18 protein-coding genes and 1 pseudogene are annotated in these 23998 nt (G+C 38.1%); 10 read left to right on the forward strand and 9 right to left on the reverse strand.

All coding sequences use genetic code 11. The annotated features are described in order from the left end of the window. Window positions 1–127: 127 nt before the first annotated feature. On the reverse strand, window positions 128–2230 hold the full coding sequence (locus ADIARSV_RS20360) for an ATP-binding protein (protein ID WP_016193909.1): 2103 nt from the start codon (window positions 2228–2230) through the stop codon (window positions 128–130). A 274-nt stretch (window positions 2231–2504) separates the two neighbouring features. On the opposite strand from ADIARSV_RS20360, the gene ADIARSV_RS03105 reads away from it, so the two are divergent. The 3 genes from ADIARSV_RS03105 (at window position 2505) to ADIARSV_RS03115 (ending at window position 5006) form a co-directional block, all read left to right on the forward strand. Next, the gene (locus ADIARSV_RS03105) at window positions 2505–2999 is read left to right on the forward strand and encodes a DinB family protein (RefSeq protein ID WP_016193910.1); all 495 of its coding nucleotides are present in this window, start codon (window positions 2505–2507) and stop codon (window positions 2997–2999) included. Window positions 3000–3088: 89 nt separating this feature from the next. Then, a complete protein-coding gene (locus ADIARSV_RS03110; RefSeq protein ID WP_152439753.1) occupies window positions 3089–3544 on the forward strand; it encodes a hypothetical protein in 456 nt (151 codons plus the stop codon). A gap of 325 nt (window positions 3545–3869) precedes the next feature. After that, window positions 3870–5006, forward strand: a complete 1137-nt coding sequence (locus ADIARSV_RS03115; protein WP_016193913.1) for a formylglycine-generating enzyme family protein — start codon at window positions 3870–3872, stop codon at window positions 5004–5006. A gap of 57 nt (window positions 5007–5063) precedes the next feature. Here ADIARSV_RS03115 and ADIARSV_RS03120 read toward each other — a convergent pair whose 3' ends face one another. From ADIARSV_RS03120 to ADIARSV_RS03135, 4 genes are all read right to left on the reverse strand, one after another. Then, complete coding sequence (locus tag ADIARSV_RS03120) at window positions 5064–5942, reverse strand: ice-binding family protein (protein WP_016193914.1); 879 nt, start codon at window positions 5940–5942, stop codon at window positions 5064–5066. 318 nt (window positions 5943–6260) lie between these two features. Next, entirely contained in the window at window positions 6261–7205 is a 945-nt protein-coding gene (locus tag ADIARSV_RS03125) for an Abi family protein (RefSeq protein WP_016193915.1), read from the reverse strand. Window positions 7206–7454: 249 nt separating this feature from the next. After that, on the reverse strand, window positions 7455–8420 hold the full coding sequence (locus ADIARSV_RS03130; protein WP_016193916.1) for a hypothetical protein: 966 nt from the start codon (window positions 8418–8420) through the stop codon (window positions 7455–7457). 474 nt (window positions 8421–8894) lie between these two features. After that, the gene (locus ADIARSV_RS03135) at window positions 8895–9785 is read right to left on the reverse strand and encodes a TraB/GumN family protein (protein WP_016193918.1); all 891 of its coding nucleotides are present in this window, start codon (window positions 9783–9785) and stop codon (window positions 8895–8897) included. Between the two features lie 322 nt (window positions 9786–10107). On the opposite strand from ADIARSV_RS03135, the gene ADIARSV_RS20920 reads away from it, so the two are divergent. The 4 genes from ADIARSV_RS20920 to ADIARSV_RS03155 all read left to right on the forward strand — a co-directional run bounded on the left by ADIARSV_RS20920 (window position 10108) and on the right by ADIARSV_RS03155 (window position 14785). Further along, complete coding sequence (locus ADIARSV_RS20920) at window positions 10108–10968, forward strand: SDR family NAD(P)-dependent oxidoreductase (RefSeq protein ID WP_016193919.1); 861 nt, start codon at window positions 10108–10110, stop codon at window positions 10966–10968. Between the two features lie 137 nt (window positions 10969–11105). Next, window positions 11106–12266, forward strand: coding sequence for a PAS domain-containing sensor histidine kinase (locus ADIARSV_RS03145; RefSeq protein WP_016193920.1), 1161 nt, complete (start codon window positions 11106–11108; stop codon window positions 12264–12266). Beyond that, window positions 12263–12724 (forward strand): Fur family transcriptional regulator, encoded by a 462-nt coding sequence (locus tag ADIARSV_RS03150; protein ID WP_235048351.1) that lies wholly within the window; start codon window positions 12263–12265, stop codon window positions 12722–12724. Before ADIARSV_RS03145 ends, ADIARSV_RS03150 begins: the two co-directional genes overlap by 4 nt. 60 nt (window positions 12725–12784) lie before the next feature. Then, the gene (locus tag ADIARSV_RS03155; RefSeq protein ID WP_016193922.1) at window positions 12785–14785 is read left to right on the forward strand and encodes a heavy metal translocating P-type ATPase; all 2001 of its coding nucleotides are present in this window, start codon (window positions 12785–12787) and stop codon (window positions 14783–14785) included. Window positions 14786–14830: 45 nt separating this feature from the next. Here the strand turns inward: ADIARSV_RS03155 and ADIARSV_RS03160 are convergent, their stop codons facing one another. From ADIARSV_RS03160 to sucC, 4 genes and pseudogenes are all read right to left on the reverse strand, one after another. Further along, window positions 14831–16018, reverse strand: coding sequence for an efflux RND transporter periplasmic adaptor subunit (locus tag ADIARSV_RS03160; RefSeq protein WP_040298943.1), 1188 nt, complete (start codon window positions 16016–16018; stop codon window positions 14831–14833). A 25-nt stretch (window positions 16019–16043) separates the two neighbouring features. Continuing rightward, window positions 16044–20423, reverse strand: a complete 4380-nt coding sequence (locus ADIARSV_RS03165; RefSeq protein WP_016193924.1) for a CusA/CzcA family heavy metal efflux RND transporter — start codon at window positions 20421–20423, stop codon at window positions 16044–16046. A 101-nt stretch (window positions 20424–20524) separates the two neighbouring features. Beyond that, window positions 20525–20929: a hypothetical protein gene (locus ADIARSV_RS03170; protein WP_016193925.1), complete on the reverse strand. Its 405-nt coding sequence runs from the start codon at window positions 20927–20929 to the stop codon at window positions 20525–20527. Between the two features lie 87 nt (window positions 20930–21016). Continuing rightward, window positions 21017–22217 (reverse strand): annotated as a pseudogene (sucC, locus tag ADIARSV_RS03175) (ADP-forming succinate--CoA ligase subunit beta). Between the two features lie 94 nt (window positions 22218–22311). On the opposite strand from sucC, the gene ADIARSV_RS03180 reads away from it, so the two are divergent. From ADIARSV_RS03180 to ADIARSV_RS03190, 3 genes are read left to right on the forward strand one after another with little or no spacing between them, the layout of a single operon-like run. Continuing rightward, on the forward strand, window positions 22312–22968 hold the full coding sequence (locus ADIARSV_RS03180) for an ABC transporter ATP-binding protein (RefSeq protein ID WP_016193928.1): 657 nt from the start codon (window positions 22312–22314) through the stop codon (window positions 22966–22968). Window positions 22969–22971: 3 nt separating this feature from the next. After that, the gene (locus ADIARSV_RS03185; protein WP_016193929.1) at window positions 22972–23403 is read left to right on the forward strand and encodes an ATP-grasp domain-containing protein; all 432 of its coding nucleotides are present in this window, start codon (window positions 22972–22974) and stop codon (window positions 23401–23403) included. Further along, entirely contained in the window at window positions 23396–23998 is a 603-nt protein-coding gene (locus ADIARSV_RS03190) for an HAD hydrolase-like protein (RefSeq protein WP_016193930.1), read from the forward strand. The genes ADIARSV_RS03185 and ADIARSV_RS03190 overlap by 8 nt, the downstream gene beginning before the upstream one ends.

Below are 23998 nucleotides of genomic sequence, written 5' to 3' on the forward strand. Positions count from 1 at the left end.
TTAGTATACTTTATAGCAAAGTGTGAATAGTTTTATTCATTTTGAAAACGAAGTCATAACCTTTTCCCCAGGAGATGTAACCATTTTTACATGGACAAAAGCTTAATTCGTTTATAAATAGTTGGAATTAATCAAGCGGCAGTGTGAACCAAAAGGTACTGCCTTGGCCAATATCACTGTTTACGCCAATGTCCCCGCCATGTTTATTAATAATTTCTGAATTAATGTACAGGCCTAGGCCTAAGCCTGAAAACTGGACGCCACTATAATCAGCACGGTAATAACGGTTAAATATATGAGGAATCATTTCTGGTGAAATGCCTGGCCCATTGTCTATTACGGAAACTTTTACAAATGCCTCTTTTTTCTCTATTACAATTCTAATATGTTTGGAGTCAGGTGCATATTTGACTGCATTATTTACAAAATTAATAAGAACCTGGTCCAGCTGATGTTCGTCCGCATAAATCTCCACATTAATATCCCCCTCTAAGGAGATTTCATGCGTTCCTGCAGTACGCACATGATTACAGCAATCATTGATCATCTGGGCCAACGAAAACCTTGTTCTATTTAACTGCAACTGCCCTTGGGCAATGCGGTTTACGTTAAGAAGATCACTTACCAGGTTATTTAGTTTTTCCAGACTCCTATTCGATTGAATGATTAAATTTCTCAATATTGCAGGAGAAGGATTTTCCTTCATCCTGTCCATTAGTTGTAAAGAGGCCTTTAAGCTGGTTACAGGCGTCTTTAATTCATGGCTCGCAATGCTAATGAACTCATCTTTTTGCTGTATCAGTTTCCTTCGATTGGTTACATCCATAAATGTACCAATGCCTCCGGTCAGGTTACCATCCTGATCTAAAAGTGGAGCTGCATTAATGGAAATATAAAACCGTTCGCGACCTATTGGTTGCACCGCAATTTCCTGATCATAAATAGGCATTCCTGTGGACATCATAACAGCCATAGGGTGGTCCGCTTCAGGTAATGGTGATCCATCTATTCGCAAATTTTGCCACTTTGAATCACTTATAAATGTTAGGTTATTAATATCATTCGTATCAATACCTAATATTTTTTGTGCCATCAGATTTGCATAAACCATTTTACCCTGCACATCTACAATACCTACACCCTCTGCCATGGTATCCAGAATACTTTGCAAACGTTGTTGGTTTTCCATTAGGGTTATTTCCAGTGTATTTTTCTCTTCTATAATCTGTTCCAGATGCTGTCTTGCCCTAACCTGCTCCGAAACTTCATTAGCTACAATCATAATGCTTTCTGTAGCACCCGATTCGTTTTTAAGGGGATGGTAAACGAAGGTGTAAAAATTTTCAACAAGCATACCTTGTCTTTCAAAATTAATCTGTGTTTCTTGTGCAGAGTAAGGTTGACCACTAGTAAAAACGTTATGAAGAACATCAAGGAATGACTGCTTTTCAATTTCAGGAATGGCAATATGAAGAGGCTTACCAAGAATCGTTTTATCTTTGCCCCAAAACTCCAGCATTTTGTCATTTGCAGATTCCACAATGAGTTCTGATCGGGTCAGTACAGCAATACCAACAGGTGCATCAGCAAGCATATAACGTGCCCTGGCTTCACTGATTGATAAAGCTTTGGTCCGGCTTGCCACTCGTTCTTCCAACTCCTTATTTAGTAAATGCAACTTATCTTGAGTTTGCTGAAGCTCCTGATTGGTAGCATATAACTGTTCATTTGAGGACATTAGTTCTTCATTCATAGTTTGTTCCCGCACCAAAGCTGCTTCATATTGTATAGATTTTTGCAGAATTTGTTCCTGAAGTACCTGTGTGCTAATATTAGCAGTGGTGTTAATCAGGTAAGCCACATTACCTTCTTCATCCAGGATAGGCTCATTGACATTAGACCAATAAAAAGTTTCTGGTAATCCGGTTTCATCTACCACTATTTCATATTTAAACACAGGCATCTCATCCATTACCTTATTTTTAATTACCCGCATAAAGGAACTGATTACTTTCTCCTTTTCAGAGGGGTCAACCTGACTACCCGGGAAAACGTTAAAGATGTCAAGGTTTAAAATTTTACTTCTGCTGATGTGCAAAAGATCAAGGTAATGATCACTAACGGCAAGCACCTTAAAGTGCGGTAACTCCACTTTGAGGATTAAAGATTGATTGGATTTTTTAAAGAAATCCTGAAACTGTACGCTGGTATAAAACCAATCTTTATCCATAATATTCTCTCAGCTTAGTATTGAAAATTTAAAACTTTACAGCGAAATTTCTAAATTACAATGATTAAAAGAGGTTATTGTTTAAAAAAATACAAATTAGTAAGCTTAATTATATGATTCTTTTAAATGTTTGATGATTAGGTCATTAACTGCTTTTATGTTACATTTAAAATATTTATGTTAGTTTAATTAAGCAATAGTATAAGGTCTGGGTGATCATGAAATGAAGAACTAGTTAAATATAAAAAAGGGCATTTTATAGTCAATACTTATTATGAAAATAACAGAGTTAATTGCGCAAAACATCATTGATGTACAAGAGGGAGACAACTGGACAGAGGTCAACATAAAAACCACTGTACAAGATATTTCTGTAGAAGAAGCAAATAGTACAACTGCCGCATCTACCAATACCATTGCTACATTGCTCCATCATTTAACTTATTGGAACCGCGTAATGGTACAAAGGATGAATGGAATTGATGTAGTAGTGCCGGATACAAATGGTTTTGATATGTCAGCTATTCAAACAGAAAAAGAGTGGGATTTGCTCAAAGAAGATAATGTTCATTCAGCTCATGAGCTTGCAACAGCAATAATCGGTTTAGATGAAACCCTTTTAACATCTCCAATACTTCCTGGATATTCATCAGCCTATAAACATTTGCAGGGGAGTTGCGAACACATTCATTATCATTTAGGCCAAATGGTTATACTTAAACAGCTTGTACGAGCTACCATGCGCTCCCGATTAGATCCATTTGCGTAAGATTTCTAACATTCCGCAAAAGTCATCCTAAATTTAAATAGTTTATACGTAAAAATATAAAAATAAATCTTCTGAAAAAGACTATCTTATTGATTGTCCTTATTTTGTTTTGCGGTACAAAGATACTGCTGTCTCAAACTCCAGAAGATGAGGCATCGAAGAAATTGGTATCCCTGGAAACGGAAGCCTTTTATAAATGTGATTCGACTACCTGGAAAAGCCTTTACGTGCAAGATAGGAAGACAAACAAGACCTACGTTCAGAACGGATATTGCTCCAGCGTTACCATAGATACTTTGTCATGTACATCAACCAGACCCGAATATATAGAAGATCTGTTCAATGCAACAGGTTATAGTTTTTTAAGGGACAAAAAGTTAAAAGAAGCCATCGGGGTATTTAAATTCAATGTAAAAATGCACACCAAGGCTTCGAGTACCTACGATAGTCTGGGAGAAGGGTATGCTGCCATGAGAGATAAAAAACTGGCTAAAGAAAGCTATGAAATTCAGTCGAACTCAACCCGGAAAATACAATGGCCATAGAGATATTGAAAACGTTGAAGGGTAAATGATTCTTTAACTTTCTGAATATGAGCTGATAAATTAGAAATATAATTTTCCAGGATCAATTATTCCTTTTTAACCGTACGCAACAATGTATGAGGGAATGTATAAATGGAATTATTTAACTATTTTGCCTATAATTCTGTATTCTATTATTCTAGTATATATATTTGAAAAAAATATATAGTAAATAATGGTTGGTATATCAGGGTGCATTCATTGATATCTACCCTGGACTGATCAATAAAACAATACATCCCTAAGGAATATGTGTATAAGAAATATCCAATTAAGTTTCATTTTTATGGTCACATGCAGTGTGTTTCTCTCATCTTGCAAGCAAAAGACTACTCAAACCGCAAAAACTCAAAATACATCTACACCTGTATTAAAGAAAACGGCAATTTGTTGTGAGTCAAATATCCCTTCCCGCTTTGCCGTTGCAAAATCTTCAGAAGTCATTGCACCAACCCAAAAGCAAGATCATAAAAACATGGTTTTTGTTCAGGGAGGCGATTTTATGATGGGTGGCGATAATAAACAAGCATCTCCAGACGAATACCCCAAACATAAAGTAACCGTAAATGGCTATTGGATAGATGTAACAGAAGTTACAAATGCCCAATTCAAAAAGTTTGTAGATGTAACAGGGTACATCACTACAGCGGAGAAAAAGCCGGACTGGAACGAATTAAAGAAACAAGTTCCACCAGGAACACCCAAACCTGATGACAGTTTATTAACTGCATCATCGCTGGTATTTAAACCATCAAAAGAGGCAGTTCCTTTAACGGATTATTCGCAGTGGTGGGTTTGGGAGAAGGGGGCCGACTGGAAGCACCCACACGGACCTAAAAGCAATATTAAAGGGAAAGAAAATTATCCGGTGGTCCACATATCCTACTTTGATGCACTTGCCTATTGTAAATGGAGTGGGAAACGTTTACCCACAGAAGCAGAGTGGGAATGGGCAGCACGAGGAGGGTTAAAAAATAATATTTATCCCTGGGGCAACGAACCGGTTGCAACAGGTAAAGCAAAAGTGAATTGCTGGCAAGGAAAGTTTCCGTATAAAAATAACTTACAGGATAAATTCTATTATTCATCACCTGTTAAGTCTTTCCCTGCTAATGGGTATGGGCTCTATGATATGGCAGGAAATGTATGGGAATGGTGTGCCGATTATTATGATGGACGTTATTATTCAACCTTAGCACAAGGTGTGAAAAATCCGCATGGACCTAAAACATCTTATGATCCTGACGAGCCATATGCTATAAAACGTGTAGTCAGGGGAGGTTCCTTTTTATGTAATGATAGCTATTGTTCCGGATACCGTGTTGCACGACGAATGAAAACTACGGAAGACAGCGGTATGGAACATTTGGGTTTCCGATGTGTACAAGATAACCTAGTAACAGCAAATAATAAAGTTCAGTAAACAAAAAAGGTTGCCCTATCAGGCAACCTTTAAATAAATCAATAATTAAAATATATATTATGGTTTAACAGTGTTCGCAATCATAGTAACTGCTGTTTGAGCAAATAATTTGCCTTTAACAGTAGCACCAGTATTTAAAGCTATTAATGTTTTACACAAGATTACCCCGCTGAAAGCAGAATAGGTACCCAAAGTAGTTTGTCCGGATACTACCCAGAAAACGTTTTTAGCTTGTGCACCGCCTGCCAAAGTAATTTTGGCAGTATTGTTTACAATAAGGTCTTGTGCAATTTGGAAAACCCATACATCATTAGGACCACCTGTAAGTGTAACACCTGCATTCGTAACTAAAACGTTAGTGCTAAATTTGTAAAGACCCGCTTTAATAGTGCGTCCACTCAAGTTACCAGCATAAAGTTCTACTACAGGAGATGGATCCACTATACCGTTTGCTGTAGTGAAAGCAGTTTCCATGTCACCAATAGCGGTAGTCATTTTTGAAGGTGTAGGAGCAGCATAATTGGGACCGTAAACTTTTCCAGTTACAATGGGAGTATGTGATGATTGATTATCAGTCGACATAATTAAGTCAAAACCAGTTATTGCAGTTGAGCCTATGGGACTAGTACCAATATCACCAAGAACTGAAGTAACACCAGTAGTAGTAATACCAGTTTCTGTTAAAATCGTAAAGTCATTGGCTGTTCTAAGGTTAATTGGAGCCAAGGCTGCAGTAGATGTTAATGTACTTGTCAAAGCAGATGCTGATGTAAATGCAGTGAGGTCAAGGTTTTCTGCAGTAGCATCCTCCTTTTTACATCCTGAAACAAAAATGAGAGCGAGTAGGGTTAATGATCCAATAAGTTGTAAGAACTTCGAATAATTACGATATTGACTTGATCTGATACTTGAAGTCCCATTGCTGTTCGTATACATGATTTAATTTTTATGTTAAAATATTTTGTTATTTAGATAAGAATTAAGGCATTACAAATATAAATCAAAGACAAGGGGGTGTTTGAGGGATCAGATCAACCTATAATATGATACCAGTCATTTATTAGGTAAAACAATTTAGCAAGTGGTTGGTTATAGGAGACAGAACTTTTTATACCTCTTTAAGGTGGGGAAATATAAACTTAGGTTAGTTTCGCTTCCTTGATAAAGGAACAGATACGGTCGGAACTTTGCAAGAATTTAAGGGCTGGCTTTTCCATGAAAGCATTGCATTTGATCCTGATCAATAGCTTTTTCTTAAACTATCTGATCTCTATTGAATTTCCAAATTATTTCAGTCTGCCAAGAACCACTAAATCCCATTGCCGAAAGATCAACAACAGAATATCTGTCTAAAAGGTTAAATAGCCGTTGTTTGAATTTATTATTAGGACTAACCGTGTTTAAAAGATATATAATCATTGATAAAACGAAATAGGTTTTATTATTGATAGGCTTTGTGGTCCCGTTAATTTCTATGTCGACAACTGAAAGCCATGAATTTGTAGGGGTAATAGGTAAAGAAGGTGTAATTCTCATCGACCTGTTCCATAATCTTGAATGATGAGCACAAACATTACGTACATAAACTATGGTATGTAACCATGATTCAAATGTGGAATCATCCAATCCAAAGTATTTAGAAATTTCTCTTTTCTTTCTATTGGGTTTTAAGTTTTTGTATAAACTAGATAAGGTTCCAAATGAAGATATTTCAAGTATCATCCAACTTGGCGGCAAAGGATCATTGTAGTTTTCTTTAAACGATTTAATGAATTGTTCATCACTTCTTTCAAAATCCTTTTTTAGCTTTATTATTGTTTGGTTTAAACTTACACTGTTTTTGAAAATACCTGTATTATTTAGCCAGTTAGGACCATACTCATGTGATAACAAATAGATCATTTTAGCCCTGATAGCCACTTCTATCTTTTCAAGTTCCGCCCCCACCAATTTTCTTAATTCTCTATCAAAACAGTATAATTGGAAAGCCAAATCAAACGATGCATCTTTTTTAAAAAGGTGAGTTGATTTTGGGGCCTGAATCATAGGATACCAGTAACCACTGAGCCTATAGTAACTAATATTCTCTAAAAGAAATAACGCTTTAGAATCATCTTCTATTTTCAGACCTCTGTCTTTTAATTGTTGAAGTTGAACTTGGTAAGAAAGTGCAGGTTTATGATAAGGTATTCTGGACATGTCAAAAAAAAAGCTTACCCTGAGCGCGCTGATCTAAAGGGAAGCGGGGTAAGCATGTTAATACAAATGTAAATAAAATATTAATCATATATTTATGTTATTTTAACATATTAATCTCAATTTTAATTTATTCTCTTTCACTTTAGATAGAATTTATTAGAAAAAATAGAGTAGACACCGGTATGCTGATTAGTATTTCAAACTAGGGTTGCATTGTGAAAGTTGATACATATATTCAAAACTCTAGGGCTAACTTTTTTTAAATGAAACCCTTCCTTTCTTAATCAGATCCGTGACAAATACCTTTTCTTTAACCTTTTTACTGGTTGCAATGGCCCGTTTACTAACCTTATTATCCATGCCCAACATGAGGAGGTTACCTTTATAAAACATCTCTATTATTTTCTCTTCTCTGCCTGGATAGTTGGATGGTTGCATATCAACCTCTTTTAAAGGGTAATTCGAAGGATTTAAGGATTGAAATGTGCCGATAATAGCGCAGGGACTAAAATCCTTACTATTCAACAATATACTTTCATCAGTTTGACTGATTGTAGAATATAACATTAGTGACATACTCACCAATGCCAGGCAATCCTCCGGGATTTTTTCATTAAAAGTGATTATTTGTTCTTCAGTGGTTTGATATCCTTCCAGATCGACATCCTGAAACCCCAGGTTTTCATAATACTCCTCCCTGAAGTTAAAGGCAACCAACATCAAACGGATCCTGTGTTTCATATAGGCTCCACTCAGCCCTTTAGGCCTTTTAATCCCTGTTTTAGTGTCCAAAGATCCTAAAGTAATATGCACCAAACCTTCAAGATTTTTACTAACAGAGTGGCTCATCTGCAGGACCTCAGCTAATTTACTGTTCGCATTGAAGTCCAATCCCTGTAAATAGGAAAGGTCCCCATCATGCAAATCTCTTTTCCCTTTATCTCCACTTACATTGTTCAAGATTGACCGGTACACCAATTGCGTGCTTCTGTAGGCTGCTGTCCCGTCCTTAAAAAAATAAGCCGGTTCAAATGCATTCCTGATCACTGCTGCCGAAGAACTCGAAAGTCCAAACTCCGTAGCGCTCCTGATCGTTTTTTCAGTTTGCTTAAATTCCTTTGTCTTACCCTGAATGATGTTCTTTCCCCGATACTCCCGGTAAATTACAGAACCTGCAGTTCCATGGATCATTCCTTTCTTATCTATTGTTGCCATACTTTTATGTTATTTGCATAAAGTAATCGCTAAAGATTCTTAAGAGCGAAAAAAACTTTAAAATTTCTTAAATCTTCTCGAAAAAGGCATGAATTGTCAATAAAAGACATGACGATCATTGAACAAATTAAATTAAAAAAGATGCGTGCTTCATTTTATCCTATTATCAATCTGATTTTCAAAAGAAAAGGCCACGGACATGCTGTAAAAAAATTCTTGACTTCTTCTAAAAGGAAAGCTATTGAATCAATAAATTAACGAATAACCATGCAGTATAAGTCCGACTTAAACTAGCCAAAGTGGGACTCATTTTGGACTTTTTTTGGAATCTTATCGGGATGAAATATTGAAAGCTACCATCAATCCTGTAAAGCATTTTAAATTTTATTAATCAAGCGGAATGCAGGTAAACCAGAATGGTTTGGATGAAACTATGATCTTATGATGATTCTGCCAAAATACGCTGATCTCATACTACTTTTTATGGAATGTAAAGGCTATAGGCGTTAATGTATATCCCTTGTTTTTGAGTGAATTAACTAAACCGTCTTTACCGCCAAGATGCCCAGCTCCAACAGCAATCATAAGGCTTTGAGTTCCGATAAGAGCATCGATCCGATTAGCCATAATTTCATTGCGTTTAGTAACAAGTTCGCCATTAAAGCTGTCATCTAGAGGCATCATCTTGCTAAGATCTTCTATCATATGGTGGATGTCTTGTCTGACATACACGCGCATCACTTCATTCAGCATCTCATTTTGCGACATGTTTTGTTTCAGCATTGTAGATAGCATTTTTGCCTGCTCAATAATAGATATCGCATCAACTGCTTTAAGTTGTTCATTAAGTGTTTCTATTCCACCGATACTATCTTTTAAGAGTAAGGCTTTCTTATATAATTCCATATCCAAAGAAGGGGTATGTGTGCCAGCCATTAAAAAAGTGGAAACGTAGATTGGTTTAAGCTGGAAAAGTTTGTTTCCAAGTGCCTTTAAAACCGATGAGGTTGCCACAGCCTGTGATAGTTTAGTTAGGGACGCGGTATCTAATATTTTATTTAAATATTGGGTGCTGTCTTTTATCCAAAGGGCTTGCATCAATTCGGCCTGATTAAGATGTCCAAAATCTAGTTCAAAATAGACGTTTCTAACAGTTTTTAACCGATCGAAAATAGCTTCTGGTAATTCGTATTGTAAGGTATCAAACAAATGTATCGTTCCAACAAGGTAAACAGGTTGATTAATATGCTTTCCTGAAATTTGCCATAGTACACTTTTATCAGATTGTGCAAATGCAAATGAGAGATTAAGTAGCAGCCCAATTAATAATAAGAGCCTTTTTAAGTTAAACAAATGAGGGTTCATATTTACTAGATAAGTTAGTATACTAAGATGAAGGAAACTTACAGTTATTTTTTAATATTCAATTTAAAAAAAAATAACTATGAAAGTAGCCGCCTACATGATCACAACTTAGAAAATAATAAAGCCATGTCATAACGAAGATTCGCTCTCAAATTAAAACCAATTAATAGTTTAAAAACTTAAATATAACAGCTCCTTTTTCTATTAGTAATTTATAAAGGTCTTATTATTTCCCCCGTTTTATAGGCTACAACTTTGACTGTTTTGGCTAATCTTGGAGTTAAAAGATTAATGACCTTTGTGTTATAAAGAAACACGTACAATGGAAAACAACACAAATCGAATTAAAGGAAAAGTAATTGCAATCACAGGTGCAAGCAGTGGGATTGGTGAGGCAACAGCAATGATGCTGGCAGAGCTTGGAGCAAAAGTTGTTTTAGGCGCAAGAAGATTGGATCGTTTAGAAGAGCTTGATGGTCGAATTAGAGCAGTAGGAGGTGATTCCACTTATCTGGTAACAGCTGTTAAAAATCGTGTGGATGTAGATAATTTGGTTAAACTGGCTTGTCAGCAGTATGGCCGGTTAGATGTAATTATCAATAATGCAGGAATTAGCCATCTTTCCCGAATAGATGAGTTGCAGGTTGAAGAGTGGGAAGAGATGATTGACGTAAACTTAAAAGGTGTTTTATATGGAATTGCAGCTGGATTGTCCGTTTTTAATGAATTGGACAATAACATTGATTCTTTTAGTCAGGATGTTTTGGTTTCCCAGATAGAACTGATATTAATTCATAGTAACCGCTTTTATACACGACAGTTTAATACCCGTAAGACGGTTTATATTGATTTGATAGATACAATGAATGCTTATTTGGACGAGCGTTTCGATCCGGAAAGGTCAGTTGTATTCGGCCTGCCAACTGTTCAGGAAGTATCGGATCATCTTCATATTTCAGCTAGGTATCTAACAGATTTACTTAAGTCGCTAACAGGCCAGAGTACCCAGCAACATATTCATAATAAGTTAATTGAAAAAGCGAAGGATAGATTGAGTACGAGTCGTCTCACTATTGCTGAGATCGCGTATCAGCTAGGTTTTGAACATCCGCAATCATTTAATAAGCTTTTCAAGCGATATACTGAAATATCTCCAACAGCCTATCGTCAATCATTTAACTGAAGGTTGCTATGCAAGGTATATAGCAATGTGAAGCATTAAGATTATCACACAAAAAAATTCTATAAATAAATTAAAATCAGGTAATTTGTGTTTCTTTTAGCCAATATAAACAAGGTGAAATACGTTAGTCTACAATTATGCCTGATAATGAAGAGAAAATAAGACAATTAGAGGAAGAGATTAATCTTTTGAAATCGGGTAAACCTACTTCAAAGGAAATACGCAAGAAGGATTCCCTGGATCTGGAAAACAAAAATAGTCACCTTCGTTTTAAAACGATTTTTGAGCAGACGTCTCTTGGCAATAAGTTCATTAATTCTGACTTGCAAATAATTAAAGTAAATAAAGCTTTAGTAAGATTGTTAGGGTACAGTGCAAAAGAGTTAATTGGAACTAGGATCACTGACATTGTGCTTCCAGAATTTGTTGAAAACTGGAAGAAATTACAGCATGAACTTTGGTCAAACAAAAATCCCTCATTTAGTATAGACACTTGTATTTATAAGAAAGATAGAAACATCGTATGGTGCCATATTACATCTATCTTGCTGACAGATCGAGGCGAGACGCTTGGGTATACTATTCTTGAAGATGTTACGGAACGAAAAGTCCTGGAGAATGATCTAAAAGAGGCAGCTAGCCGGGAATCGTTATTTCAGCAGCAGTTATTAGAAGCTACTATAGATACACAGGAGAAAGAACGGTCGCGTATTGCCGAAGATTTGCATAATGGGTTAGGTCAGATATTATATGGTATTAAGCTGAGCCTTGATCAGGTAAAATTTGAAAATGCAAAACAACAAATGGAAGGTGTATTAGCTATTAAAAAAGCTAAAGAATTAATTTCCGTATGTATCAAGGACACGAAGCGCATATCCCATGATCTTATGCCAACGATACTTGAAGATTTTGGACTTAAAGAAGCGGTTCAAGATATTTGCCAGCAGATTAATGGAACAATAACTATGAATTGTCGATTTTCAGGATTAGAGGATAGACTTCCAAAACATGTTGAAATAGCTATTTATCGTATTATACAGGAACTAACTACAAATATAATTAAACATGCTAATGCTACCAAAGCTTCTTTGCGAGTAGGTGTTAGCAGGAGAGAGATCAGAATTCGGGTAGAAGATAATGGCAATGGCTTTAATGTTTCAAAATCTAACGAGGGAAGCATCGGTATTAGATCAATAAAAAGTAAGCTTTATCTTTTAAAAGGTAAATTAGAAATTTCCTCTAAACCTGATACAGGAACTGTGATAGATATTCAACTTCCACGTATGGTTCAAAATTGAGTAGAAAAGAACAAATTCAGGCAGATCTCATTTATATAGATATGAAACAGGAAGTAGAAAGTATGCTTAAATCAAAAGAAATTAATCCAACAGTCAACCGAATGTTAGTGCTGGATTATTTGCTTGAATTAAAATCTTCCATAAGCTTAACTGATTTAGAATTATCCTTGGAAAGTTTTGACAGAGTGACCCTTTACCGTACGCTTAAAACTTTTGAAGAGCGTGGATTGGTGCACAAAATAGAAGATGGAATGGGTATCACGAAGTTTGCAATTTGTCAGGATAGTTGTAAGGCTGGCATGCACCACGATCTGCATGTTCACTTTTATTGCCACAATTGCAAGCAGACCTTTTGTTTGCCTAAAACACAAATACCAGAAGTGAAGCTTCCTGAAAACTATCAGCGCCAGGAAATGGAGTTGATAGTGAAGGGCATTTGCTCGGCATGCGCTAAATAAAAATTGCAATACAGTTGCATGCTGTTTGTATGCAACTTTGTATACAATAAATTCAAATGTATGAGTGCGCATTGCTGTGATAATGAAAACCACCAGTCGGATATACTAGATAAAAAAAAATCAGTCCAACTTAAACATACTGAAGATAGTCATGATGATGATGACGACGGACATCATCACGGTGAACAAATTGCTTCTGATCAACCTGTATGGATAGCACATTGGAACTTGCTATTGTCCTTGTTTATTCTAACCGTTGTATTGGTGTTAGAATATGCATTTGATATCAAACTGCCCAAATTAATTTCGCTGGCTGTAAATGGTATAGCTTATTTATTGGCGGGATGGAATGTTTTAGATCTGGCATTCCGTAAGATAAAAAGGGGCGACATCTTTAATGAGTTTGTATTAATGAGCGTAGCTACTATAGGTGCGTTTAGTATCGGCGAATATTCCGAAGGGGTGGCCGTAATGGTGTTTTATTCAATAGGGGAGTGGTTTCAGGATGCTGCAGTGAATCGTGCTCAGCGAAATATAAAAGCTTTGCTTGATATCCGGCCTGATGAGGTAACCGTGATCAGAAACGGAAAGGCACAGGTGACAAAACCAGCTGAGGTACAACTGGAAGAAATAATTCAGATTAAACCAGGTGAAAAAGTGGCACTGGATGGAGAACTAATTTCGGATAGCTCTTCTTTTAATACGGCTGCGCTTACCGGTGAAAGTAAACCCGACACGAAGTATAAAGGGGAGCAGATTCTTGCCGGGATGATCAATTTAAATACGCTTACGGATGTAAAAGTGACGGCTTTATTCAAAGACAGCAAGCTTAGCCGGATCCTCGAAATGGTGCAGGATGCTACTGCTAGAAAATCGCAAACTCAATTGTTTATTTCCCGCTTTGCTAAAGTGTATACCCCAATCGTGTTCTTTCTTGCTTTGGCGGTTGTTGTAATTCCTTACTTTTTTGTCGGTAATTATGACTTTACGGATTGGCTGTACCGGGGATTGGTATTTCTGGTGATCAGTTGTCCCTGTGCATTGGTTGTATCCATTCCGCTGGGCTACTTTGGGGGAATTGGTCTGGCATCAAAAAATGGTATCCTATTTAAAGGAGGAAACTTTCTGGATGTGATGACGAAGATCAATACCGTTATTATGGATAAAACGGGGACACTTACCAAAGGTGTCTTTAAAGTTCAAAAGGTAGTTGCACAGGAAATTGATGAAAAGGAACTTGTTCGCCTTGCTGCAGTGCTGGAGAAAAACTCAACCCATCCTGTTGCTAAAGCTGTGGTGGATTATGCCGGAGAATCTGTTGGAAATTCTGTCGCAACTCAGGTGGAAGAGATTTCGGGACATGGTTTAAAAGGAATAGTTGATGGGAAAGAGGTGTTGGCCGGTAATGTCAAGCTGATGAAGAAATTCAATGTGACTTTTCCTGCGGAGATCGAACAGGTTGTTGATACCATCGTAGTGATAGCGCTTGATCAGAAGTTTGCCGGTTACATGACAATTGCCGATGAAATAAAAGAAGATGCTGCCGATACAATTAAACAAATGCATGCGCTTGGCTTAAAGACAGTGATGTTATCTGGTGACAAGCAATCCGTTGTTGATCATGTGGCCAAACAAATTGGCCTCTCCGAAGCATTTGGCGATTTATTGCCAGATGGCAAAGTGGAAAAGGTTCAGGGGTATAAAGATCAGGGACTCCACATTGCCTTTATTGGGGATGGTGTAAATGATGCTCCTGTGATCGCGTTGGCTGATGCCGGAATTGCTATGGGCGGTTTGGGCAGTGATGCTACCATCGAAACTGCTGACATTGTGATCCAGAACGATCAGCCATCGAAAGTTGTCGTTGCCATTAAAATTGGAAAAATAACAAGAAATATCGTCTGGCAGAATATCATCCTTGCCATGGTAGTTAAGGTTATTGTTTTGGGATTGGGTGCTGGCGGCGTTGCCAACCTTTGGGAAGCTGTGATTGCTGATGTGGGTGTGGCATTGTTGGCCATACTGAATGCGGTGAGAATACAGCGCATTAATCTTAAATAAGAATAGTATAAAGCCAGGCAATTTCTGGCTTTATACTATTTTAATTTATTCCTCTTCTTCAGTATTTTTCATTTTTGCTAACAAGTCGTAAGCCCCGTTTATTACAACCTGTGTATTTTGTCTGTTAAAGTTTTCCGGTAAAAGCACTTCTGTATAACCTACTTCATTAGTACCCGCTTTAACTGCAATCATTTTGAACTGGTAGACATTTGCTGTTTGTTGCTTTTGGGATTTAGGCTGAGGAGATCCAATGAAAATATACTTGTTGCCTTGATAATCAACGACAGCCTTTTCAGGTAAAGACGGTTTATCCATGGTTCCGGCTTCAACGAATGCTTTCAAATACATGCCGGGTAAAAGCTGTCTATCTTCGGCAGTTAGATGACAATGGATATTTACCGTTCGATCAGTACTGATTTCGCGACCAATTAAATAAACGGTTGCTTCTCGCTCTTTGTCCTCATTGGCTAAAGTGAACCGTACTTTCTGACCTACTTTAATTTTAGGGATATCTTTTTCAAAAACGGTTAACTCTGCATGGAGATGTTCGGTATCTACTATCTCAAACATCACGTCCGATGGATTAACATAAGAGCCGATGTTTACATTAACTTTAGTCACATATCCGCTAATAGGGGCATACAGATTTACGGTGTTTTGAATGTTGCCTTTTTCAAGTGATGTGAGATTGACGTTTAACATTTGAAGCCTTTGGCGCAGACCCTGTACCCTTGCCTTCATGCTTTGATAATTAGAGGAGGATTGTTGCAGCGTTTTTTGAGAATTGACATTTTCTTTAGCCAGTTCTTTTTGTCGCACATTTTCCTGAGATAAGTAGTTGAGCTGACTCTTATTATCTAGGTAATCCTGTTGTAACTGGATATAATCGGGGTGCTGCATCACCGCGATCACCTGACCTTTATTCACTTTTAAGCCCTGTAAAAGAGAAGTCTGCTTGAGGATTCCCCCCATAATAGCAACAACCGATACTTTACTTTGAGGCGGTACATCCAGCATTCCATTAACCTTAATAACGCCACTAAGGGGACGATCTTTAATTGAATCTAGTTGGATATTTGCCGTTTTATATTGACCTGAAGTGAGTTCGACAATGTTTGGTTCATTGGTGTTGACTTGCTCCTCCTGCTTTTCTTCCGGTGCCTTTGTATTGCCACATGCAGCGATTAAACTAACTGTGCATATTGAAAGTAGGATATTTAGAAAAATTTTCATTTTATGTATTTTCATTTCTATTGAATTATTGATTGTTACCTATTAAAAACTCAAGCTGCACCACGCTTTGATTGTACTCATTTAAAGCTTGTAAATAGCCTTTACGAAGGGCAAGAGCATCTCTGACGCTAATGAGGTATTCGGCAAAACTGATATCTCCACTTTTATAAGCAGATTGAATTTGTTTGAGTATTAATTCGGCGTTGGCTAAAGCAGAACTTTTGTAATAAGCGAGGCTGTTTTTATTTTTCAAATATTCCTGTACCGATTGTCGGTACTGCCGGTTGACATTGTTTTGCTGCAAAGAATAATCACTTTCTGCTACTTGAGCATTGATCTCTGCAGCGCGTACTTTGGCTTTAAAAGATGAAAAAATAGGCAGACTAATACCAAGCTGAAATCCCTGAAAGCGGTCACCGGAGCCATAATATACTTCTGTGCCATTCACACTTTGATTACCAATTAATGTTTGGCTAAAATAGCCCAGGGTAATATCAGGTAAAGCTTTAGCGACTTCCACTCTTTTTTGATTTTGAGCTATTTCCACTTGTTGTTTAATCAGGGCTAATGAAGGATTATTAGTTAGTGAAATCGTATCTGACAGATTGAAAGATCTTTCTACTAATACTGTATCAGCAATAACAACTATTGTATTTTCATTATTCAACAAGGATGTTAACTGTTCCAGTTGGATTTGGGTATCGGCCTGGTTTTGCTGAATTTGGTTATGCAATTCATTAAGCTGAGTTTCGGCTGTTGTCTTTTCCAGTAAATTGGTTTCACCTGTCCGGTACCTAAGATCAGCAGACTTTAAAAAGCCTCTGTAAAGACTATCTTCCCGTAATAACTGGCCCTTTTTGGACATTAAATACTGCAGTTGGAAATAAGTTGATTTTACCTGAAAAGCCAGATCATTTTCTGTTGCAGCCAGTTTGAACTTACTGCTTTTTATCATCGAATTACCTAAAGCAGCTTGTGCGGAAAAGTAAGTTGGAAAAGGAATTTTTTGAGTAATGGTCACATTATTATCTGTTTTATTCAAGGTATTATACTGACCATATAATAAAGAGACATCCGTTTTGGATATTTCTTTATTTACCTTCTTTAATTGCTGCTGATAGTCAACATCCAAACGGGCAGAGTATAGGCCTTTATTGTTTTGTAAGGCTTGTTGTAGCGCCTGATCCAGTGTTACAGGATTTTGCAGTTCCTGAGCATGGCTTTTATTAGATAATAAGGAAAACAGCAAAATGCCTGTGATTCCCATTATTTTTGTACTCTTTTTTTTAATCCGTTCAAAAACAATATATAACACGGGTAAAACGAGTAAAGTAAGAAGAGTGGCAGTGAGCAGACCCCCCATTACTACTGTGGCTAAAGGTTTTTGTACTTCAGCTCCGCTACCATTAGAAAACGCCATGGGTAAAAATCCCAGAGATGCCACTAAAGCTGTCAGCAGTACAGGTCGCAACCTGATCGCCGTACCTTTTAAAACTATTTCATGTAAATCCGTCATTCCTTCTTCTTTTTTTCTGTTAAACTCTGCAATTAATACGATGCCGTTTAATACAGCTACACCAAACAAGGCAATAAAACCGACGCCTGCTGAAATACTGAATGGCATTCCCCTTAACCATAAGGCAAATACACCCCCTATGGCAGATAAAGGGATCGCGGTAAAGATCAATAAGGCGTGTTTGAATGAGTTAAAGGCTATAAACAATAAGATCAGAATGAGGAGCAGGGCTACGGGAACAGCAATACCCAAACGGGTTCTTGCTTCATTAAGGTTTTCAAATGTTCCCCCGAATTTTACTGAATAACCGGGTTCAAACTTGATCTGTTGATCTATCTTTTGCTGCATTTCATTCACTATACTGGAAACATCCCTTCCGCGGACATTGAATCCAACTATGATTCTACGCTTGGCATCATCCCGCTGAATTTGATTTGGACCAACTTCATAGTCTATGTCCGCCAGTTGATCCATAGGGATTTGATTACCGTTTGGTGCTGTTACCGATAGGTTTTTGATATCGGTTAGATTTTCACGGCTTTCTTTTCGCAAACGGACAATCAGATCAAATCTTTTTTCATCCTCAAATACTTGTCCTGCTGACTCACCTGCAAAACCGGCTCTAAGCACCTGGTTAACGTCTTCAATGTTCAATCCAAACTGTGCAATTTTATCTCGTTTAAACTTGATCACGATCTGGGGTAATCCGGTAACCTCTTCCACGTATACATCAACAGCACCGGAAGTTTTACGGGCAATAGCACCAGCCTGAGCAGCATATTGAGCGAGTTTGTCAAGATCTTCACCGAATATTTTAATAACAACATCCTGACGGGCACCGGTCATTAATTCATTAAACCGCATCTGAATAGGTTGTTGAAAAGAAAAGGTAACTCCGGGAATTTCTCCTTCCAGTTTTTTTTGCATTGCATCAGCCAACCCTTCTCTAGATGATGCGCTAGTCCATTCCGATTTATCTTTCAGGATAACCATGATATCTGCAGCCTCTACTGGCATGGGGTCTGTAGGGATCTCGGATGAACCTACCTTACCTACCACTTCTTTCACTTCGGGGAAATTTTTCAATAAAATTTTAGCACTCCGCTCTGTGGCTTGGATGGTTTCAGACAGGCTGCTGCCAGTCATTACTCTTGTTTCTACAGCAAAATCACCTTCTTCAAGTTGAGGGATAAACTCGCCTCCCATGTTCATGAAAACAATTAAACTTGCTCCGAAAAGTACAACAGAACTGACAATGACTATTAATTTGTGTTTTAAGGCAAGTAGTAAAGCCGGGCGATAGATACCTTGTATTTTTGCAATGATCCGGTCGGATATATTTATTTTATGCTCTGTTTTTCGGTTTAAAAAAGCAGCAGAGATCATGGGTACATAGGTTAAAGAAAGGATGAAAGCACCTACTATGGCAAACATAACTGTTTGGGCCATGGGACGGAACATTTTACCTTCAACACCCACTAAAGCCAGAATAGGAATGTAGACAATCAGGATGATGATCTGACCGAATACGGCAGAGTTCATCATGCGGGAAGAAGCACTTTGTACCTCATGATCCATTTCAGTTGAAGAAAGCGTTTTTATACCTGAATGATGTGTTTTACTCATCGTTATACGATGCAGGACGCTTTCTACAATGATGACAGCACCATCTACAATCAGACCAAAGTCGAGGGCACCTAAGGACATCAGGTTACCGGAGACGCCAAATAAATTCATCATGATTACGGCAAACAGCATAGAGAGCGGTATTACAGAAGCTACAATTAATCCTGCTCTTAAATTTCCAAGGAGCAATACCAATACGAAAATAACGATCAAGGCACCTTCAGCAAGGTTTTTGGTCACCGTTCCAATGGCATTATTAACCAACTTTGTTCGGTCCAGATAGGCTTCTATTACTACTCCTTCAGGAAGTGTTTTTTCAATTTGGGTTATGCGTTTCTTCACGTTCTTAATCACCTCGGATGCATTTGCTCCTTTCAGCATTAAGACCAGAGCTCCAACAACTTCTCCTTTGCCGTTCCTGGTCATAGCGCCATAGCGTACAGCCGATCCATATTGCACTGTTCCTACATTTCGGATCAAAAGGGGGATGCCATTTGCATAGGTCTTAACCACGATGTTTTGAATGTCCTCCAGACTGGTAATTAAACCTTCGGTGCGGATGAAATAGGCATTCGGTTTTTTATCAATGTAAGCGCCCCCTGTGTTTTGATTGTTCTTTTCCAGGGCATTATATACATCGGTAATCGTTAGGTTGAGGCTTCTTAATTTATCAGGGTCTAAGGCAATTTCGTATTGCTTTAAATAACCGCCAAAACTGCTCACATCAGCTACGCCTTCTGTTCCAAGTAATTGCCTGCGAATAATCCAGTCCTGGATGCTCCGCAATTCCATAGGGGGATATTTCGTTTCGTAACCAGGCTTAGCCAAAACAATGTATTGAAATATTTCGCCTAAACCAGTTGTTACGGGAGACATTTCGGGACTCCCCATACCTGGAGGGATTTCATTTTTTGCCAGTGAAAGACGTTCATTCACCTGTGAGCGGGCAAAGTATATATCGATATTCTCTTTAAAAACCACGGTAACAACAGAGAGTCCAAATCTGGAAAACGATCTTACTTCTTCGATTCCTGGAATCGTGGCCATCGTTTGTTCCACCGGAAAGGTTACAAAACGTTCTATATCTTCGGCAGCATTTGATGGAGATACGGTAATGATCTGTACTTGATTATTGGTGATATCGGGCACGGCATCTATGGGAAGCTGCGTAACCGCATAGGTTCCCCATACAATAAGGGCGAGTGTAAAAAGCCCTATAATAAACTTATTATTTATAGAAAAATGGATGATTTTCTCTAACATTTCACGCGTACATATAATTATGAAAATAGCACTGAACTGTTTCGTTAAACGACAGTTACAGGATTAGATAGGTTGCTATGGAAGACAATCTTAGAAAGAAATTATGCGGAAATTTGAGGGGGTTGCCAAATTGTTCTGGCTAATAAAGGAGGGGTTTTTTCGGTATAATGGGATGTGTCAAACCTGTTTATGGGATAGAATTTAAAATCCACTCCGTCAAAATAGCTGATTACATAAAAGGTTAAGGTGTGACAGCAGGTGTGTGATTGAAAAGGTAAATCTTCATCATGTTCATCGTGGTCCTTTTTATGATTATCGGCAGCTTCACTAGCTGCGCCATAATGGATTTGAATAAATTCCAGAATAGAGGAGTCTGGTTTTTCATTAAGATATTCCTTGACGTGTTCCACTAAGTTTGAAATTTTTAGCAAGTCATGTACGTCAGCATCAGCTTTACCGCCGATGAAGAAATATAAAATGAAGTAGATGTAAGCTAATTGTTTCAATATTCCAAAGATAGGACTAATTGTTATATAATTAAAAAAGGGCGGTATCCTGATCAGATACTGCCCTTTTTAATCTTTTGGAGCTTTTTAAGCTTGCTCTTCCAGTACCTTAGTAACCAGATCAGCAGCTTCTTTTAACAAGATTGCGGAATAAACCTGCAGTCCTGAATCGTCAATCAGCTTCTTTGCTTCTACAGCGTTTGTTCCTTGTAAACGTACAATGATGGGAACGCGGATGTTACCAAGTTCCTGATAGGCATCTATTACACCTTGAGCAACACGATCGCAACGAACAATACCACCAAAGATATTGATCAAAATCGCTTTTACATTTGGATCCTGAAGAATCAGGTTGAAGGCTGCTTTTACAGTTTGAGCATTGGCGGTTCCACCAACGTCAAGGAAGTTAGCGGGTTCTCCACCTGCAATCTTGATAATGTCCATGGTAGCCATAGCAAGGCCTGCACCGTTTACCATACAACCTACGTTTCCGTCAAGTTTAACAAAGTTGAGGTTAGATTTGCTGGCTTCTACTTCCATTGGATCTTCTTCGCTTTCGTCGCGCATTGCGGCATAATCCTTATGACGGAATAAACCATTGTCATCCAGGTTAACCTTTGCATCAACAGCAAGGATCTGGTTGTCGGAAGTTTTAAGTACCGGGTTGATCTCAAACATGGCAGAGTCAGTTTCCTCATATGCTCTGTACAAAGCGGTAACAAACTTGCTCATCTCTTTCATGGCGACACCACTTAAACCGAGGTTGTAAGCGATACGGCTTGCCTGAAAGGGGCGAAGACCAATTAATGGATCAATTTCTTCCTTGTAAATCAGTTCCGGCGTATGCTCTGCAACATGTTCGATGTCCATGCCTCCTTCAGTGGAATACACAATGATATTACGGCCTTTTGCCCGGTCCAATAATACACTCATGTAATATTCCTTAGTTTCTGATTCGCCGGGATAATAAACATCCTGTGCCACAAGAACTTTACTTACTAATTTGCCTTCAGGACCGGTTTGAGCGGTAATAAGTTGCATACCGATGATTTGTCCGGCTATTTCTTCTACCTGAGCCAGGTTTTTGGCGAGTTTAACACCTCCGCCTTTACCGCGGCCTCCAGCGTGAACTCTGTGCCTTGATGACTACCCAATCCGAGTTGAAATCTTCTTTTAATTTCTTAGCCGCTTCAACAGCTTGTTCAGGGGTATCGGCAACGATGCCTTCCTGGATTTTAACACCGAAGCTTTTAAGTATTGCTTTGCCTTGATATTCGTGAATATTCATTAGTTTGAAGTTTGCTTGCCGTAAAGCTAATATTTTTTTCTTTATAGTTTCGCCTATACAATGGAAGATTCATTCTTTTAAGTAATTTCGTCACATGCTGCAAGCAACTGGTATTTATAAGAATTATGGTAAGTTGGAGATCTTGAAAGGGGTAGATCTGCATGTTTCGAAAGGTGAAATTGTGACTATTCTAGGAGCTTCGGGTGCGGGGAAAAGTACTTTGCTGCATATTATCGGGACGCTGGATAAGTCGGAAGCCGGACAGGTAATAATTGATGGCATCAACGTGTCGACGCTGTCTTCTTCACGTTTGAGCGCTTTTCGCAATCAACGCCTGGGATTCATTTTTCAGTTTCACCACTTACTTCCTGAGTTTACGGCATTAGAGAATGTGTGTATTCCTGCTTTTATTGCTAAAGTGGGCAGGAAGGAAGCGAGCAAAAGAGCGCTGGAGTTGTTGGAGATGCTGGGTCTGGAGAGCCGTGCGGAACATAAACCTGCAGAATTATCAGGTGGAGAGCAACAACGCGTGGCAGTAGCCCGTGCGCTGATCAATAAACCTTCCCTTATTCTGGCTGATGAACCTTCAGGGAACCTGGATTCGGAGAGTGCCTTAAACCTGCATAATTTGTTTATAGAATTAAGGGATAAGTTTGCGCAAACTTTTGTTATCGTGACACACAATGAGGAGCTTGGCGAAATGGCAGACCGCAAAGTTTTTATGAAAGATGGATTAATATTAAACGATTAAAAATTGAATATTCTGATTACTGGTGCAACAACTTCACAGGCGTATCAACTGGAACGATTAATGAGTCCTGAGGACGATATTATTCTGGCTGATGTGGAAGAACTTCCTTCGTTTCTTTTAAAAAGTAAACGTTTTGTAAAAATATCATACGGACTTTCGGATTCCTATGCGCATGAGTTATTGACTTTATGCCTGGATCAGGATATTAAAGAGGTTTATCCGATCAGGAAAGCGGAGATCATCGCTTTGGCAAGTGCAAGGCAGCTCTTTGAGGAGTATGGGATTTTGGTACTTGTGCCCGATCTTACTGAATTATACAGGTGGGCTATGAAATGTCAGCCTGGAAAAATTAAGATAGTAAGGGAAGAAACAGGACGGGGAGTATTTTTGTTAGATGGTGAAGAAACTTTTATTTTTGCTGTAGAAAATGATTAAGTATTCTGATTTTGACCCTTCAAAGAAGGCTTTTATATTTGAACTAGACCAGGTTCTGATTCCTGAAAGGGACTATCTCTTACAGGTATACTACCTTTTTGCTAATTTTTTAGAATATACAGAAACTGTTCCTCTATCTGCTGAGCTGGTTGAGTTCATGAAAAAAGCATATGACAATCAGGGTAAACAACTCATCTTTGAGAAGTCAAAAGAGGTGTATGGCTTTGATGAAAAGTACGCTGTTAATTTTGCCAGACTGCACAGGGAGGCTAAACTTCCACTTCCTTTATTACTAAATGAAGGGATGCTGGATTTATTACAAGCGATTGTGGTGGATAGAAAGTTGGTGTTTATTGCTACTGCAGGCGATCCTGTTCAACAGCTTAATAAGATCAGGCAAACGGAATGGAATGGATTGGAGCATTATCTGAAGGTGTATTTTACGGATGAACTTAAACCAAAACCTGCTCCAGATATACTTTTGGAGATTTTAAATAAGTATCAGCTTCAGGCTAAAGACGTAGTGTTGGTTGGTGCCGGTCAGGAGGATCAGGTATTTGCTAGTAATGCCGAAATAGATTTCGTAAGTGTATAG

The organism is Arcticibacter svalbardensis MN12-7, assembly GCF_000403135.1.
Taxonomy (GTDB): Bacteria; Bacteroidota; Bacteroidia; order Sphingobacteriales; family Sphingobacteriaceae; genus Arcticibacter; species Arcticibacter svalbardensis.